The following is a 15,263-nucleotide window of genomic DNA, read 5'->3' as shown; positions in this document are numbered from 1 at the left end:
ATTTGTTTATGCAAAGGTCTCAATCCATCATGGGTAAAAAGTAGTCAGATCGGTATATGTTGTAGTTAGCTATGCAGAAACTGATTTACATACCTTATAAAACTAGGTTTACAAAGAGGAGACAAAGCCGCTTCGTCTTATTTGAGCATATGCCTTACAGAATCCCTAAGATCAGGCTGGACTGTATGTTAGAAAGGAGAGCGAAAAGGCCGATATTATGGTAAGGGCCTACCCGTAGATCAGGCCTGTTAGTTGCGAGTGAACCCCTACGTAGGGAAAAGCAAAAGCCAGACAACACGAAGTCACCTGGCTTTCTTTTCACTCTGTGTGCAGGCCTAGGGCTGCGTTTTAAGTGCATCTAAGACTACTTCGAGCGAAATATAAGAGTAAAACTAGCTAGCCAAGAAATTGTTTAACGTATTGACCCATTTTTAGAGATGTAGAAAATATAGCGGTTTATTTTTCAAATTAATCTTTTATTGACCGTTCAGTAGATGCTTTATAGAAGGTCAGATTAACATTGAGCAGATTAGGCGACAAATTCGTCTCACCTCCTTTTATGAAGCTTACAAGAACTGCTCGCCTTATAGTAGCCTTACTAATCGTATTTGTCGGAGGAATACTATTCGTAACAGGCCATGCTAGCCCATCAGGTAGCCGTGTGACAAACATAGTTGTATCTTACTCCGGTGCCATAATTGGTTTTTTAGGATTAAGCTGGCTTATAAAGATAGTCAAGTCAAAAGAGTAATATAACGGCACCTACACAATACGTCTTTGAAAAGTAAAATGGCTAAACGCTGCTTGAATTAACTAGGCATTTTACTTTTTTCTACGATGAAGGAGTCTATGACAGGTTTATATTACTCAAGGCTTTGTCTCAAATCTAGAATAGTAACCGCGTCGCAGACTCCGCTTTCTATGCGTGAGTTAACAAAAAGAGATTACATAATGTGGCTATCGAAAATAACTTCTGCCTGGTATTTATTGGCTATCTCTTGATAAACAGGGCGTTTTATGTAGTTAGTGGCCGACACGTTTCTATGGCGTGTACGAGTTATCAGTATAGTCGGATTTAGACGGCCTATTTATAAAAGTAGGAAAGATGTTTTAAGCGGTTTGCAGAAATAAAAAGCACATTAACTTTTACATGCTAATAGACTACATTCCTGATAAGGCACTATAAATATATGTTAGCATAAAAACAGAACTTCATAGCGGGTCGCAAAAGAGGTCAATAATGTACAATTATTGAGCCTTACTAGCCATCAATGCTACTTTTTTAATTGATTGATGGGAGGACCGACTCGCTTAAATCCATGATCCTCCCGAAACTTGTCCTGCTCGGCTTCGCTCATCGTCTTGAGCGCACCTTCGCTTACCTTTTGGAAAAACGCTTCCATTTTACCCGCTGGCTGGAAAGTCATCAATAATCGGCCATCACCAGAACCTATCTTGGCAAAACAATGAGGTACGTTTCGCGGGCCAAACACCGTATCACCCGCCTTCGCCTGGTGGATTACATCACCCACTTTAATTAAAAATTCTCCTTCCAGCACATACCACATTTCATCCTGATCAAAATGGGTGTGAAGTGCTGGTCCTCCTTCTTTAATACGACTGGATTCATACACGTACATATCCCCATTGGTGTCTTTCGTGGATACCTTCGTCATAAAGGTATCGCCATCAAAAAGAGAGATGGCATGATTAAATCGGTCTTTCCCGGCATCGACTTTAAACCCTTTGTCAACGCGGTAGTTTTTTAGGGTGTCCGCAGCCCACAAGAAAGGGGAGGCCAGAAAGGTAGCGGTTGCCAAACCGGCTTTCAGGAAGCTATTTCGTTGCATAGTCGTTGAGGCTTTATTATCAAGATTGCATCATTCCCACGAATAAACGAGTAGTTGCAACACCTTTGGCAAGCTGTTTAGCCAGTGGTCAATACAGCGGCATAAATGGCATTACGCCAACCAATTCTGCTTTAAAGAGCATTTATGACTTAGGCCGATCCAGCTCTGATCTAATCTTCGCCGAGCAAGTTCGTGAGCAATTTTAGCAGTTCCCTAAAATCCACTGGCTTCACCAGATGGCCATCGAAGCCCGCTTCCCTGGTTCGCTGCCGGTCTTCCTGCTGACCATAACCCGTCAAGGCAATCACTACCGCTCCACCCCAGGCCTGCTCCCGGATTAGCTGACAGGTGGCATACCCATCCAGGTCAGGCATACCAATATCCAGCAGAATAGCCGCTGGCTGTAACTGCTCACCAGCTTCGAGACCGGCTCGTCCACTGGTTCGACTATGGGCTTCATAGCCTTTCAGCTTCAGCAGCATGGCCAGCATCCGAGCCGCATCCGCGTTATCATCAATGATCAAAATACGGTGTAATGGTGTTGAGGCCGTATCTGGTTGAGTAGGTTTAGCTTTTGGTTCGGCAGCAGGCAGTGTCGGTAGATGAACCGTGAAGAGGCTGCCTTTTCCTAACCCTCCGCTTTGAGCCTCCACCCGGCCGCCATGCATCTCGACTAATCGCTTGACCAACGTTAGGCCCAGGCCTAAGCCCCCTTTCGAGCGAGCGATCGAGTTGTCGACCTGCACAAACAGTTCAAAAATAGCTGATAGCTGATCCTTCACTAAACCAATACCGTTGTCTCTCACTTGAAGAATGGCCTCTTTATAATTAGACGTCAGACTGAGCCACACCTGACCCTGCTCACCGGTATAGCGCAGGCCATTGGTTAGCAAATTGGTCACCACTTGCGTTAATCGGGTCGCATCGCCTTCCAGGTAGACTGGCGCCTGGGGCAGTTCAACTTGCAAGCGCTTTCCCTGCTCTTGATACAGAGGACGCATCGAGTCAGCGGCCTGATGCACCAAATCCACTAGATTCACCCGCTCTCGTTTAAGCTCAATTTTATCCCGACTGATACGGCTCACGTCCAGCAGGTCATCCACCATGCGCACCAGATGGTCTGTTTGCCGGTTCATCATCGTTACCGTCGAGCGACTTATGTCATCTTCCCCTGTGGTGAGTTCCAGGATTTGTAAGCCCGAACGAAGGGTAGACATGGGATTGCGCAGTTCGTGAGCCAGCATGGCCAGAAATTCATCTTTGCGCTGGTCCGCTTTCAGCAGAGCGTCTTGCTGTTGTTGGTGTTGCGTGATATCCACGCTCGCGCCGACATGGCCCGCAAATTGGCCATTCGGTTCGTAGAGCGGCTGGGCGTAATTCTCGAACCAGCGCCACTCGCCGTCGGCGCGCCGAAGACGGTTCGTATTGCGCCAGCCTCGCTGCTCGCGAACGGCGCTCAAGTAATCAGCGATGTAATCTTGTTGATCGTCGGGATGGATAATTGAATGCCAGCCAACCCCTTCAATCTGCTGGGGCGACAGGCCTACAAACTCAATGAAGCGCTGGTTGATGAATTGGTTATTGCCTTGCTCATCATTCTGCCAGATCAGGGCGGGGGCCGCGTCGGAAAGGGTACGAAATCTCTGCTCACTGGCCAGTAAGGCGTCCTGGACCCGCCGACGCTCATCCACATCGAACATTACTCCACTCATACGAATGGGCTGGCCGTCGCGCTCTTCGGTGATACGCCCGTAGCTGCTTATCCAACGCTGGGTTCCATCCTCCCGCACGGCGCAGAACTCTGTATCATAGACGCCCCGCTCGGCAATGGCCCGCTCCAGCAGTTGGCTGACCCTGACTTGTTCACGGGGGTGAACGTGGCGCATAAACTCATCCGTGCTGATGGGGTTGGGCTGGGGCGCCATGCCAAAGAGTCGGAAGTGCTGTTCGTTCCAGTATACTTGGTTGGTGTCCAGGTGCCACTCCCAGGTGGCTAGTTCGGTGGCTTCGATAGCTAGCCTCAACCGTTTTTCGGATTCCTGTAAGGCTTCCTGGGCTAGTTTGCTCTCGTGAATGTCGGTGGCTGCACCATACATCTTGACCACCTCACCGGCCTTATCCTTAAGCGGTGAGGCACTGACGACAAACCAACGATACACGCCGTCGTGGCGCCGAATCCGGTGCGCCTGCTGCAACGACTGGCCAGCTTCCACGGCCTCGTTGTAGTGTCTGAACGACGCGGCCCGGTCATCGGGGTGAATGGCATCTATCCAGCCCCAGCCGATGGCCTGGTCGAACCGCTGCCCGGTATAGTCCAGCCAACGCTGGTTGTACCAGGTGGTGGCCCCAGCCGGTTCGCTGTCCCAAAGCAGGTCGGGCACCAGATTGGCAATCGACTCAAAGCGCTTTTGCGAATCGCGCAGGGCTTCTTCGACTTTGGCTCGTTCCAGAGCTGCCCAGGTACGTTCGGCCACTTCTTCGACCAAAACTATCTCGCCTTTCGTCCACCGGCGAGGCAGGGCCGAGCTGGCGACCATGGACCAGAGCGGTTTGTTCTCTTTGCGTAATGTCGCGGCTACCAGGGTACGCATGCCCAGCTTTTGGCTGTTGTGCTTCTCTCCGTCTGACAAGCCTTGTCGCTCAAAGTCGTCTTCAATGACGACTGTCTTTTCAAATATGGTTTTAAACGCTTCAGGGTAGTGGGACAAGACAAAATGGTCGGATAAAGGCGGCACGCTGTCGTTGCCGATCTGATAGTCCAGGTCGGCCCGGTCTTCGTCTATATAGTATGTTACAATGTAACTACGGTCGAGTCCAAGTTGCTCGATGAGCAGTTGGATAGCCCGCTTCGCAACGGCATCGGCTGTTGTCTCTGTTCGCAGCGTGTCGGAGAACTTGAGCAGGAACGCCTGCTGCTGCTCAGTGTTCCTGCGGTCGGTGATGTCATTGTATAAAACGGCAAACTGGTCGCCCTGCATGGGGTAGGCCCCGATTTCGTACCAGCGCTCAACCTCCCTGAAATAGTGTTCGAAGGACATTGGCTCCCGGCTATCCACCAGTCTCGTGTAGGTTTCACTCCACCACCAATCAAGTGTCGGAAACGCTTCCCGGGCCGTGCGCCCCAACTGGCTTTGCAGGCTGATGCCGGTTTGCTTCTCAAAGGCGGGATTGAGTTCCAGAATACGGTAGTCTACACCCTGGCCCTTTGAGTCCCGAATCAGCTGACAGAGAGCAAACCCCTGGTAAATGGAATTAAAAAGGGTTAGGTATTTATCGGTCGCGGTTTGGGCTAGTTCTTCCTTGAGCCGAATCAGTTCGGTTTGGGCTTGCTTCTGGGGTGTGATATTGCGCGTGGTCATCGCTACCCCATCGTCGGTTTTGACCAGTGCCTGGTAGAACCAGCCATTAAACTGCTCCTGGGCATAGTACTGTTCCCCCTCGAAGGGGACGCCGGTCTGAGCCACTTCGACCATGCGGGCAAAAATGCCCGTCGGTACTATACCGGGGTTCTGTGTCAGCAGGCTTTTGCCGATAACATCACCATTTTGGATAACGGCTTTCTGGTTGTTCATCACCCAGAAGAAGTCCTGGATCTGCCCCTGCTCATCCCGCACGGCCTGGTAGACCTGAATCACATCCAGACTGCTATCGATCACCGACTGCAACAATGCCTGATTCTGCTGAAGCTGCTGTTCGGCTTTTTTGCGGGAGGTGATATCGGCCGTTGTGGTGGCCACCCCATCATTCAACTTCACTAATGATTGATGAAACCAGCCATCAAACTGCTCGTGCACATACTGCTTTTCATACTGCTGAGGCCGGCCGGTTTCCACCACGTGTTTAAAGGCGTCAAAAATGCCTTCTTCCACCACACCCGGTTGGCGTTGCAACAGGCTTTTGCCCAACACATCGCCATAAATTTTTTCGGCCGCATAATTATTGAGTATCCAGGTGAAATCAACAATGTCGCCCTGCTCATTACGAATAGCCTGGAAGACCTGAATCATATCCATAGAAGCGTCCAGTGTCGCTCTGAGCAGCTTCTGAGTCTCAAGTAGTTCGTCGAACCGTTGGTCACCGTTTGAGGAAGATGAAGCCTTTGGTGGAATGTTGTTCATTTACTAAGAAGCCGGGTGCTTCTTAGTAACTAAAAAATAGAAGACCAAGACCCTATGTTAAACTTTTTTGTTTAATGAATTAGCTACCGGTCTCCTTGAGTAGCTTCCTATCATCTTGCCTCTCGAAACGCCCTATTTAAGAACCGAGGAATCGACTTTGTTGCAGGTAAGAGCGTTTTTATAAGAAATCGCGGAGGTAAGCCCTCCATCAAGAATTGTTTTTCCAGAAGTATGTCGCTTTCCTAAACCCAGCGTAGAGTATAGGCTCCGCGGCAAGCAACGTTGCGCCCTAAACAGCGTCCTTGTCTCGTATCAATATCAATAGCTATTATGAGATTAGTCTACTTGCTGGTAGCGTTTCTGTTGACTCATTCAACCCTGGCCCAAACCACTCCCTTCCGCAAACAGATTGACGCCTTATTTAAGCAGGCTTCTCCCAAGCCCCAGGTATTGCTGCTTGGTACATTTCATTTTGCTGGGGAACAAGTTGATGCCAACACCACGCCAGCTGATCTGCGGGTAAATATCCTGAGCCCAACCCGGCAAGCCCAGGTGGAGGAAGTCATCAACCAGATTGCCCGCTTCAAACCCACGAAAATTGCCATTGAGGCATCGCCAAACTCAAAGAATTACATAGACTCTGTTTATAGCGCCTACCGAAAGGGGAAATTTCAGGGGGATAAGCTAGTCAGGGTTGATGATGAACTCTATCAAATCGGTTTCAAACTCGCCGAACGGTTAGGCCATAGCGAGCTTTTCCCTATTGATGCTCAGCCTTTTCGTATTCGCTTCAGTCCGGCGGACTCCTTGACTATGTTTACCAAATACGAACGCCAATCCGATACTACCTTCATCTATTGGGACAAGCAGTACACTACCTATTCGAAACTGCAGGATTCTTTAAAATATCAGTCAACGGTGGGCGACTATTTGCGCTTTTTGAACGAAGAGGACACCCAGGCGCGTAGCATTGGACGGTGGCTGATCACCACAAAGAAGGGGACCAACCGAGAACCGATTGGCGCCGATCAATTCATCTCCCGGTACTATAATCGAAACCTCCGTATTTACTCAAATATACAGCGGCTAGTAACTAGCCCATCGGACCGTATCCTGGTGTTGTATGGCAATACCCATCTGTATATTTTGAAACATCTACTCAAAGCTAGTCCTGAATTTGACCTTGCAGACACATTGGGCTACTTAAAATGAGTGACCCATTAAACTTGGGGCTGTTCTTCTCACCTGATGGAGCTTCGGCGGAGAATAAATGCGTAGTGACCTGCTAACTACTGGCTGAATCAGAGGATTTGTTTCGTACCTAAATGCGTATGCCAAAAGCTATCGGGGTATTTAAGGCACGTACCAATCACTCGGTCTAGGTTGTTATGGGCTAACAGGATTAGTCCCGTTACCCTTAAGTTAGGATTTCCTTTTGAGTCACCATGGGATGGTCAAGTTATGGCAACTCGCTGACACCTGGGAGCGAATCGCTTCACTTTATAATAAAATTCTAGGCAAAAAAACGCTGAACTTACCGTTTTTTCGTCGATTTATACCGCTAAGAATAGCTGACGACTGGCTAACTTTATCAGGCTGAATCGAAGAATTTTATGCCTCCCTGGCAAGCGACTCAACTAAAAAATTTACGCTTCTTAACAATCCACTAAGTATCAGAAAAGAAACCTATGCAAACATCCACCCAACATCAACCCGAATTTTTCCTCTCAGAAGAGGGATTGAAAGTAGCTTACAAGCACTGGAAGGCCGTCAATCTTCCTAAAGCGATCCTCGTTTTTGCACACGGCTTCAATTCCCATAGTGGTTATTTTCAATGGCCTGCTCAACAGTTAACGGCTCAGAATTTTGAGGTGTATGCCATTGATTTTCCAGGCCGCGGAAACTCCGATGGCGAACGGTACTACATTGCCGACTATCAACAGTTTGTTAACGAACTGGATAAGCTGGTTGACCTTGCCCAATCCACCCATCCTGGCCTACCAACTTTTCTCCTGGGCCATAGCGCAGGTGGCGTTTTATCATCCATCTATGTCCTGGAGCATCAAGATAAGCTCAACGGGTTCGTCTGTGAAAGCTTCGCTTTCCAGGTGCCAGCCCCTGATTTTGCCGTTGCAGTCCTCAAAGGGCTAAGCCATCTGTTTCCGCATGCCCACGTGCTGCGGTTGAACAATGAAGATTTTTCCCGCGATCAGGCGGTCGTTGAGTTTATGAACGCTGACCCATTGATTGCCAACGAAGTGCAACCGACCAAAACCGTACAGCAATTATCGCTGGCTGACGAACGGCTCAAGACAGACATGTCGGCTATTCACCTCCCCTTGCTGATTCTTCATGGGACGGCTGACAAAGCCACCAAACCTAGCGGAAGCCAGTATTTCTATGACCATGCCTCATCAGTCGACAAAACCCTGAAGTTGTATGAAGGGCATTACCATGACTTGCTCAATGATTTAGACAAAGAAATTGTCATGGGCGATATATTGGCTTGGTTAACTGAAAAGGTAAGTTGATAAAAAGACCACAGCTGGAATAAGAAAAAACCAGTCCTGGAAGGATAGTCAAGCTACTAATTGTGTTGTTTGCCGCCTGATAAAGTACAGCAAAAAAAGTATAAGTAGCCGTCTATTTCATGGTAAGTCCCATTGCAGATTCGAAGACCGTTTCTCCATCTCAAACAGGAGTGCCTTTAAACGACTTTCAATTTTACTAGCTGTACAACATAGTTGGTAGCCTATGGCTGCTGTTTACTCCACTCGTTTTTATAACCTGTGCCCACTCAGCCATCCACTCCCTCGACTAGGCATAAAAAGCCTGCCTTAAGCTTAGGGCAGGCTTTCTCTTTCTATCCACACCCATAGACTCACCCTAAAATGAACCTATGGTACCGGCAAGATAGAACAAGAACCGTGTACTCGATGTCAATCTTCTATCAAGGGCAACCCAAATTCCTGCTTTGTCAAAACTGAGTCTTTAGCCCCAGGGTAGGATAAATTTGCAGGTGATTTTTAGTCGTAAGTGTATGATAAAACAGGTTGACTCGCGAACCGATGGACAGCGATTTAGTGAGTTTCAGCCAGCATTGTGGATCGCCGAAAAACGCAACTTTTTTCCCCATCAGCTCTTTTGTCGACGGAGTTCCCTGATTGCGGTTTTCACTCCAGGCGACCAGACTACCAGCCACCAGTAGCCGGTAGTTGAAAAATCCTCGGCCAAAATAGAAGGTGAATTGGGGATCGTAACTTGGCCTGGAGAACAAACTCGTACGACAGACCAGACTCGTCGTGAACCAGCCACCTTTCCAGGTAAAGGGATAGGCCGCGCCAAGACCAACCGTATTCGTGATCGAATACCCAAACGATGGCGGAGAAATACCCAAACCACCACTGTATGTCATTGCCAGTTCCACTTTTGGCTTCCAATAGCGGATATTCTTACTGACTTGCAGGAAAACCTGTCCTACATTACTATTTTCGCTCGACAAGTCGGTTTGCATCTTAAATAAGAAAGAACCCGTCGAATCGTTTCCCTTAAAATACTCGAAGGTAATGGATGCGAAATTAGTTTGAGTCAATTCGGGATCAAGCGAGTGCCGAAAATCGTAATGAAATTGAAGTTGCTGGGCCTTCGTCCCAAAAGCCATAACCCAAAAGATAAGAAGCAGACCTGTTTTCATGAGCGACGATTTTTAGAGAGCAAAATTTCGTCGGCGATTGTAAAAGGGCCTGAATTGTAGCGGAATTGTGGCGGAATTGTGAATTTTAGTTAACAACTGACGATAGGGGCGCTCGATCCAACTCGCCTTAAAATACACCCGACTTTATGGATGAAATTGACCGTAAAGCATTTGCCAATCTTGTCAAGGCGGTTGTCATAAAGTGCTTTGGCCATCCATTAAACAGCCCACTTTCTGAGCCGGAAAGTAAGCACCTGAGCACCGAAATAAACGAAAGTACCGGACTGGTTATCGGCTGGCGAAGCATAAAAAATTATGCCGCGTTTGTGCTTAACCCCACACCGGAGAAACAGGAAAATCCTTCCGTTGCTACCCTTGACACATTAGCTCGCTATGTGCTAAAGGCACCCCCAACGACTGAAGCTGAACGAAAGAAAACGGAAGCCCATTTCCCGTACTGGTTCCTGTATCGTGAGCAGGCAGGCCTTCCCGCTAAGGCTGACTTAAGCAGACCCAATGCTCACAAGGCTACCTGGACTTGGAAAGCGTTGCTAGCCATTCTTTTTCTAGGGGTACTCATCGGCGGCTTTTTATTTTTAAGGCGGCCCGCTGATTTGACAATTCAGGAAGATTTTCATCGCATGGAAGAAACCTATCTAGCTCAACAGGGCTGGTTTTTACAGGCTGAAAATAAGCAATATTGGCGTCGCAGGGCTGACCAATCGGGTTGTCTAACGTTATTCACACTTGAAGGAGATAACTGGCCCAAAACAGGAGAAACACCACGCATTCAAAATCTGCTGTTGCATCAACTTCCGTCTGATTGCTTCCGGACGGAAGTCCATTTCGGAGATTTCGCACCTAATGGCAACTGGCAACAAGCAGGGCTATTGTTGATGGAAGACACCCTGTTTAGGAGGAAAAGTATTCGGCTGTCGCTTTCTTATAATGACTATTTCGGGGGTTACAGACAACCTGGCGAAATCCTTATTCAGGCCATTGCTTCCAACGGCATAGGGGATAAAAATCTGGAAGAGTTCATTCATCAACCCCTATTCTCGCTAGCCAACGACAAGGCTCGACAGATCGCCAGGACTAATCTAAAAAACCTGGCGTTTCGGCTGGAGAAGCGGGGTAAACGTTTTCGTGTTTTATACGCTGTCAGCCCGGTCGACAACTTTTCTTTCAAGGAAATTACAACCTATGAGTTTGGCATGCATCCAAAATACATCGGTTTGTTTGCGCTCAAAGGGTTTGTCGACTCCACGGAAGTCAGGCCCGTTCATGTCCGTTATTTTCGACTGGACGATCAGTGGTGTGAGTAATCCTGCTGACGGACGTGGTGCCGACGGGCTACCAGACTGCCGAGCAGGGCGGTATTCAGAAGGGGATACCGTAGTGGTGGTTGGCGCTGGCCCAGTGAGTCTGATGGTGGCCCGGGTCATTGTGACCGACCACGTCGACTACCGCCTGGAGTTTGCCCATAAGTCTTCCTTCGCCGAGGCCTACAACTTCCGGATCACATCATAAGCAGTAGCATCAATCCCAAGGAAATAATCACGCACCAGCAGCCCATCGACATCGAGGTCTTTCATTCGGTGGAGCGACCGGGCGTTACGCGGGTCTTTCGCCAACACCACCTTCAGGCCTCAGTGGGGCGATATGGAGCGAATCTGATCGACGGTTGGTGGAACACTGCCTGTAACGTATGAGCGGGTTCCCGACCCGACTGGCTTGCCGGTGCGAAATGACGAAGCCTATAGGTTCTGACTTGTTTGGCAATTGGGTAAACCGTATGCCGAATCAGAAACTTGGTTCACAATCTAACAACGACGAACCAGCAGCGGTTACCAAGAAAAAGTTACTCACAAACCAAGTGAACTCTCCGTCTGAACTGGATCAGCAGGGCTTCATCCGCGTACGCGGAGCCCGGCAGCACAATCTCAAAAATATCGAGGTGGCCATTCCCCGGGATGCCTTGGTGGTGTTTACGGGCATCTCCGGTTCCGGCAAATCATCCCTGGCGTTCGGTACGCTGTACGCCGAAGCGCAACGCCGTTACCTGGAGTCGGTTTCGCCCTACACCCGGCGACTCTTCAACCAGATGGCGGTACCCGAAGTCGACGCCATCGAAGGCTTACCCCCTGCCGTGGCCCTGCAACAGCAACGAGGTACGCCAACCATCCGCTCGTCGGTAGGTAGTGTCACGACGCTCAGCAATCTGGTGCGGATGCTGTATTCGCGGGCCGGAGATTACCCGCCGGGGCAGGGAATCCTGTACGCCGAATCCTTTTCCGCCAATACGACTGAAGGGGCCTGCCCGACCTGTCACGGGCTGGGCAGCCTCTACGAGGTTACCGAGGCATCGATGGTGCCCGACCCTTCGCTCACTATCCGGGAGCGGGCAGTAGCGGCCTGGCCGCTAGCCTGGGGCGGTCAGAACCTGCGCGATATCCTGGTGTCGCTGGGCTACGATGTCGACAAGCCCTGGCGGGAGCTTCCCCGAAAGCAACGCGACTGGATTTTATTCACCGAGGAGCAACCCGTTGTTCCAGTATATCCCGGATATACCCCCGAGCAAACCCGCCGGGCCATTCAACGAAAAGAACCGCCCGATTACATGGGCACCTTTAGCAGCGCCCGGCGGCACGTGCTGCATACGTTCGCCAATACGCAAAGTCAGTTGATGAAAAAACGGGTATCAGCCTTTATGCTCCAAACCCGTTGCCCAACCTGCCACGGGAAACGGTTGCGACCTGAATCGCTGAGCGTCACCTTTGCAGGACTGGATATCACGGAACTTTCCGAATTACCCCTTAAGAACCTAGCGACGCTGCTTCAACCCTATACCAATGACCCGAATGAATCCCAGCCCGAGCGGACGGAAGTAATTCGCCGAATCACTACCGATCTGGAAGCCCGTCTCCAGGTATTGCTGCAACTGGGGTTGGGGTATCTGTCCCTGGAACGGAGTACACCGACGCTATCGCCGGGTGAACTGCAACGACTGCGGCTGGCCACGCAGTTGTACTCGAATCTGTTTGGGGTGGTGTACGTGCTGGATGAGCCTTCGGCGGGCCTGCACCCTTCCGACACCGAAGCGCTGCTTTCTGCGCTGGCGGGTTTGAAACAGGCTGGTAATTCCCTGTTCGTTGTGGAGCATAACCTGGATGTAATCCGACAGGCCGATTGGCTGGTCGATGTCGGGCCGGGGGCTGGTGAGCAAGGGGGGCAGATTCTGTACAGTGGCCCACCGGCGGGCTTAGCCAGCGTTAACGCATCGCAGACCCGACCCTATTTGTTTGATTCGGAAAAAGACACCTTAGCGCCCCCCCTTCGCCCGTCGGACTGGCTTCAGTTGGCCGGGGTAAGCCGCAATAACTTACAGGCGTTGGATGTAGCCATTCCCCTAGGCGTGCTGACAGCGGTGACCGGCGTGTCGGGGTCAGGCAAGTCCAGCCTGATTAGCCAGGTGCTAGTCGAGCTCGTGGCGGCCCATCTGGGGCAGTCATTGATCGATGAGGAAGAAGGAGATACGATGCAGGAGGAAAGACCCGTCACGACAGGCGGTCAAGTCATCAGCGGCCTGGAGCAAATCAAGCGCCTGGTCCGGGTCGATCAGAAGCCCATTGGCCGTACGCCCCGCTCCAACATGGCGACCTATACGGGCCTTTTTGACACCGTTCGAAAACTGTTTGCCGCCACGCCGATGGCCCGCGAGCGCGGCTACGATGCCGGCCAGTTTTCGTTCAACGTGGCGAAAGGCCGATGTCCAAACTGCCAGGGAGAAGGGTTTGTGATGGTCGAGCTTTTGTTTCTGCCCAGTGTTTATAAACCCTGCCCGGTTTGCCACGGTGCCCGCTACAATGACCAGACCCTAGCGGTTCGATACCGGGGCAAAACCATTGCTGACGTGCTGGCTCTCACGGTTGATGAAGCGCTCGCTTTTTTTCAGACAGAACCGGCGGTTTTGCGTTCGCTGAGGACACTGGGCGAAGTGGGACTAGGGTATCTGCGGCTGGGCCAGCCTGCCACGGAGTTATCCGGCGGAGAAGCCCAACGGATCAAGCTGGCGACCGAATTGCAACGCACCGCCAACGGCTCTACGCTTTATATCCTCGATGAACCCACCACCGGTCTTCATCCGGCTGATGTGGACAAGCTCCTGGGGCAGCTACGCAAGCTGGTGACGGGGGGTAATACCGTCATTGTGGTGGAGCATAACATGCGAGTCGTTCGGGCCAGCGATTGGGTGATCGACATGGGTCCGGGCGCGGGCGATGAAGGTGGTCAGGTGGTGGCTCAGGGACCTCCGATGGAAGTGGTTCAACAGCCCGGTAGCCGAACCGGTCCGTATTTAAAGCCGTATCTGTAGAGGCTGGCGGTGGATAGCAGGAGCGCCCAGGTAAAGGATCAGCCGGAGCGCCCACATCAGGCTGCCCCCCTTTCCCAGTCCGTATGTCTAATTGGGTTCACACTGTAAGCAAAGGGAATGGCCGCTAAAAAATAGGTACCAATTTTATAAAGCCTGGTAGGATGTACGCGCCCCTGTCACTTCACCGATTACTTTGGCCCGGCCCAGTGCCTGCAGATTATAGGCGAATTCTTCAGATGCGGAAAAGTAATCCTTGCTAACAGTTATGTACAAGTCCTTATTGGCTAGCTTTGGGCCAGGAACAACCGGCATTGTCCAAGTTTGACGCATCGTCCTGGCATCACGATCATAGCTATCATTCCACTGGACTGGGTCAGTAAAGAAATAGCTGGCAATCAAATAGCCACCATCAGAAAACCCATGGTTCCTGCGAATATCAATACTTATAGCATCGGTGTTGGCCAGAAACGTCATGGATGACTGAACCAGGTCTTTAGTCCACTCTACTGAAAAAAAAGTATCCATCTACAACAGGCCAATATTACCCACCAGGATTTCGACCTTTTTGAGATTGAAATTGCTGCGTGCCCAGGTTTGGCGAAAGGCATTGACCGTTTCTTCCGAGGGTGCCTCGGGTTTTCGTCTCCCGACCGGAGTGGGGTATAGCCTACGCTCAGATGTCCGTCTTTATTGATGGCATGAAGATCTGCAGTCAGCCTTTAGCCCAGGACTGTTCGCTGGCTAATGGTGTCATAGCCGTGATGTTTTTGATGCTGGCGGATGGATGCGGTCATTTTCTGGGCTACATCTTCATAGATATATAGACTGTTGACTTTGGCAATGAGGGTATCGATCACCGATTGCCGTTCTGCGGCCGTAAGCCGGGGCAGTTGGGCCTGCTGCTGGGCGTTGACAGCAAAGCTCAGCAGCCAGCCGAGTAAACAACTACTTCTTTTCATCATGCATAGTTTATAGGGCAGGAATCCTTCATCTCAACAAACTTGCCTGCTGTCCGTTGAGCGCATGTCGAACGGTTACTCAGCAGAAGAAAAAGCCGCAAGCCGGTTATAGAACGGGCTTCTTTCTATTTCTCCAGCATGTTTTCCCTTTCTTTAACTTCTTAAAAGGGGCTGTTAAGTAGTTTCGAAACGTATACTTGGGTATTAGCCGTTCAACAACGTTAAATTTTCGGGCAATGTCAGCTCTGATTAAAGGGGGTTGAGGAT

Annotated in this window: 10 protein-coding genes and 1 pseudogene; 5 read left to right on the top strand and 6 right to left on the bottom strand. The window is 50.3% G+C overall.

Annotated features, from left to right (window positions below):
* Window positions 1-1,274: 1,274 nt before the first annotated feature.
* Together SD10_RS00985 and SD10_RS28505 are read right to left on the bottom strand one after the other, a co-directional pair.
* Window positions 1,275-1,850, bottom strand: coding sequence for a cupin domain-containing protein (locus SD10_RS00985; protein WP_046375270.1), 576 nt, complete (start codon window positions 1,848-1,850; stop codon window positions 1,275-1,277).
* A gap of 170 nt (window positions 1,851-2,020) precedes the next feature.
* Entirely contained in the window at window positions 2,021-5,968 is a 3,948-nt protein-coding gene (locus tag SD10_RS28505) for a PAS domain S-box protein (protein WP_052731031.1), read from the bottom strand.
* A 330-nt stretch (window positions 5,969-6,298) separates the two neighbouring features.
* Between SD10_RS28505 and SD10_RS00975 the strand changes: the two genes are divergently transcribed.
* Window positions 6,299-7,180, top strand: coding sequence for a DUF5694 domain-containing protein (locus SD10_RS00975; protein ID WP_046375269.1), 882 nt, complete (start codon window positions 6,299-6,301; stop codon window positions 7,178-7,180).
* A gap of 89 nt (window positions 7,181-7,269) precedes the next feature.
* Here SD10_RS00975 and SD10_RS30410 read toward each other — a convergent pair whose 3' ends face one another.
* Complete coding sequence (locus SD10_RS30410) at window positions 7,270-7,368, bottom strand: hypothetical protein (protein ID WP_394330482.1); 99 nt, start codon at window positions 7,366-7,368, stop codon at window positions 7,270-7,272.
* Between the two features lie 288 nt (window positions 7,369-7,656).
* Between SD10_RS30410 and SD10_RS00970 the strand changes: the two genes are divergently transcribed.
* Complete coding sequence (locus SD10_RS00970) at window positions 7,657-8,499, top strand: alpha/beta hydrolase (RefSeq protein ID WP_046375268.1); 843 nt, start codon at window positions 7,657-7,659, stop codon at window positions 8,497-8,499.
* 446 nt (window positions 8,500-8,945) lie between these two features.
* On the opposite strand, the gene SD10_RS00965 is transcribed toward SD10_RS00970, so the two are convergent.
* Window positions 8,946-9,662, bottom strand: a complete 717-nt coding sequence (locus SD10_RS00965) for a DUF5020 family protein (RefSeq protein WP_046375267.1) — start codon at window positions 9,660-9,662, stop codon at window positions 8,946-8,948.
* Window positions 9,663-9,808: 146 nt separating this feature from the next.
* Between SD10_RS00965 and SD10_RS00960 the strand changes: the two genes are divergently transcribed.
* From SD10_RS00960 to uvrA, 3 genes and pseudogenes are all read left to right on the top strand, one after another.
* Window positions 9,809-10,987 (top strand): hypothetical protein, encoded by a 1,179-nt coding sequence (locus SD10_RS00960; RefSeq protein ID WP_046375266.1) that lies wholly within the window; start codon window positions 9,809-9,811, stop codon window positions 10,985-10,987.
* Window positions 10,987-11,180: pseudogene (locus tag SD10_RS00955) on the top strand (glutathione-dependent formaldehyde dehydrogenase); the annotation flags it as partial. The gene SD10_RS00960 and the pseudogene SD10_RS00955, both read left to right, overlap by 1 nt.
* Before the next feature lie 277 nt (window positions 11,181-11,457).
* Complete coding sequence (gene uvrA / locus SD10_RS00950) at window positions 11,458-14,037, top strand: excinuclease ABC subunit UvrA (RefSeq protein ID WP_227699107.1); 2,580 nt, start codon at window positions 11,458-11,460, stop codon at window positions 14,035-14,037.
* A gap of 144 nt (window positions 14,038-14,181) precedes the next feature.
* Here uvrA and SD10_RS00945 read toward each other — a convergent pair whose 3' ends face one another.
* Together SD10_RS00945 and SD10_RS00940 are read right to left on the bottom strand one after the other, a co-directional pair.
* Window positions 14,182-14,562, bottom strand: coding sequence for a S41 family peptidase (locus SD10_RS00945; RefSeq protein ID WP_046375264.1), 381 nt, complete (start codon window positions 14,560-14,562; stop codon window positions 14,182-14,184).
* Window positions 14,563-14,756: 194 nt separating this feature from the next.
* Complete coding sequence (locus tag SD10_RS00940; protein WP_148562358.1) at window positions 14,757-14,999, bottom strand: hypothetical protein; 243 nt, start codon at window positions 14,997-14,999, stop codon at window positions 14,757-14,759.
* Between the last annotated feature and the right edge of the window lie 264 nt (window positions 15,000-15,263).

The organism is Spirosoma radiotolerans, assembly GCF_000974425.1.
GTDB classification, from domain to species: Bacteria; Bacteroidota; Bacteroidia; order Cytophagales; family Spirosomataceae; genus Spirosoma; species Spirosoma radiotolerans.
The sequence above is the reverse complement of the archived record's forward strand: the minus strand, read 5'-3'. Positions and strand labels throughout refer to the sequence as shown.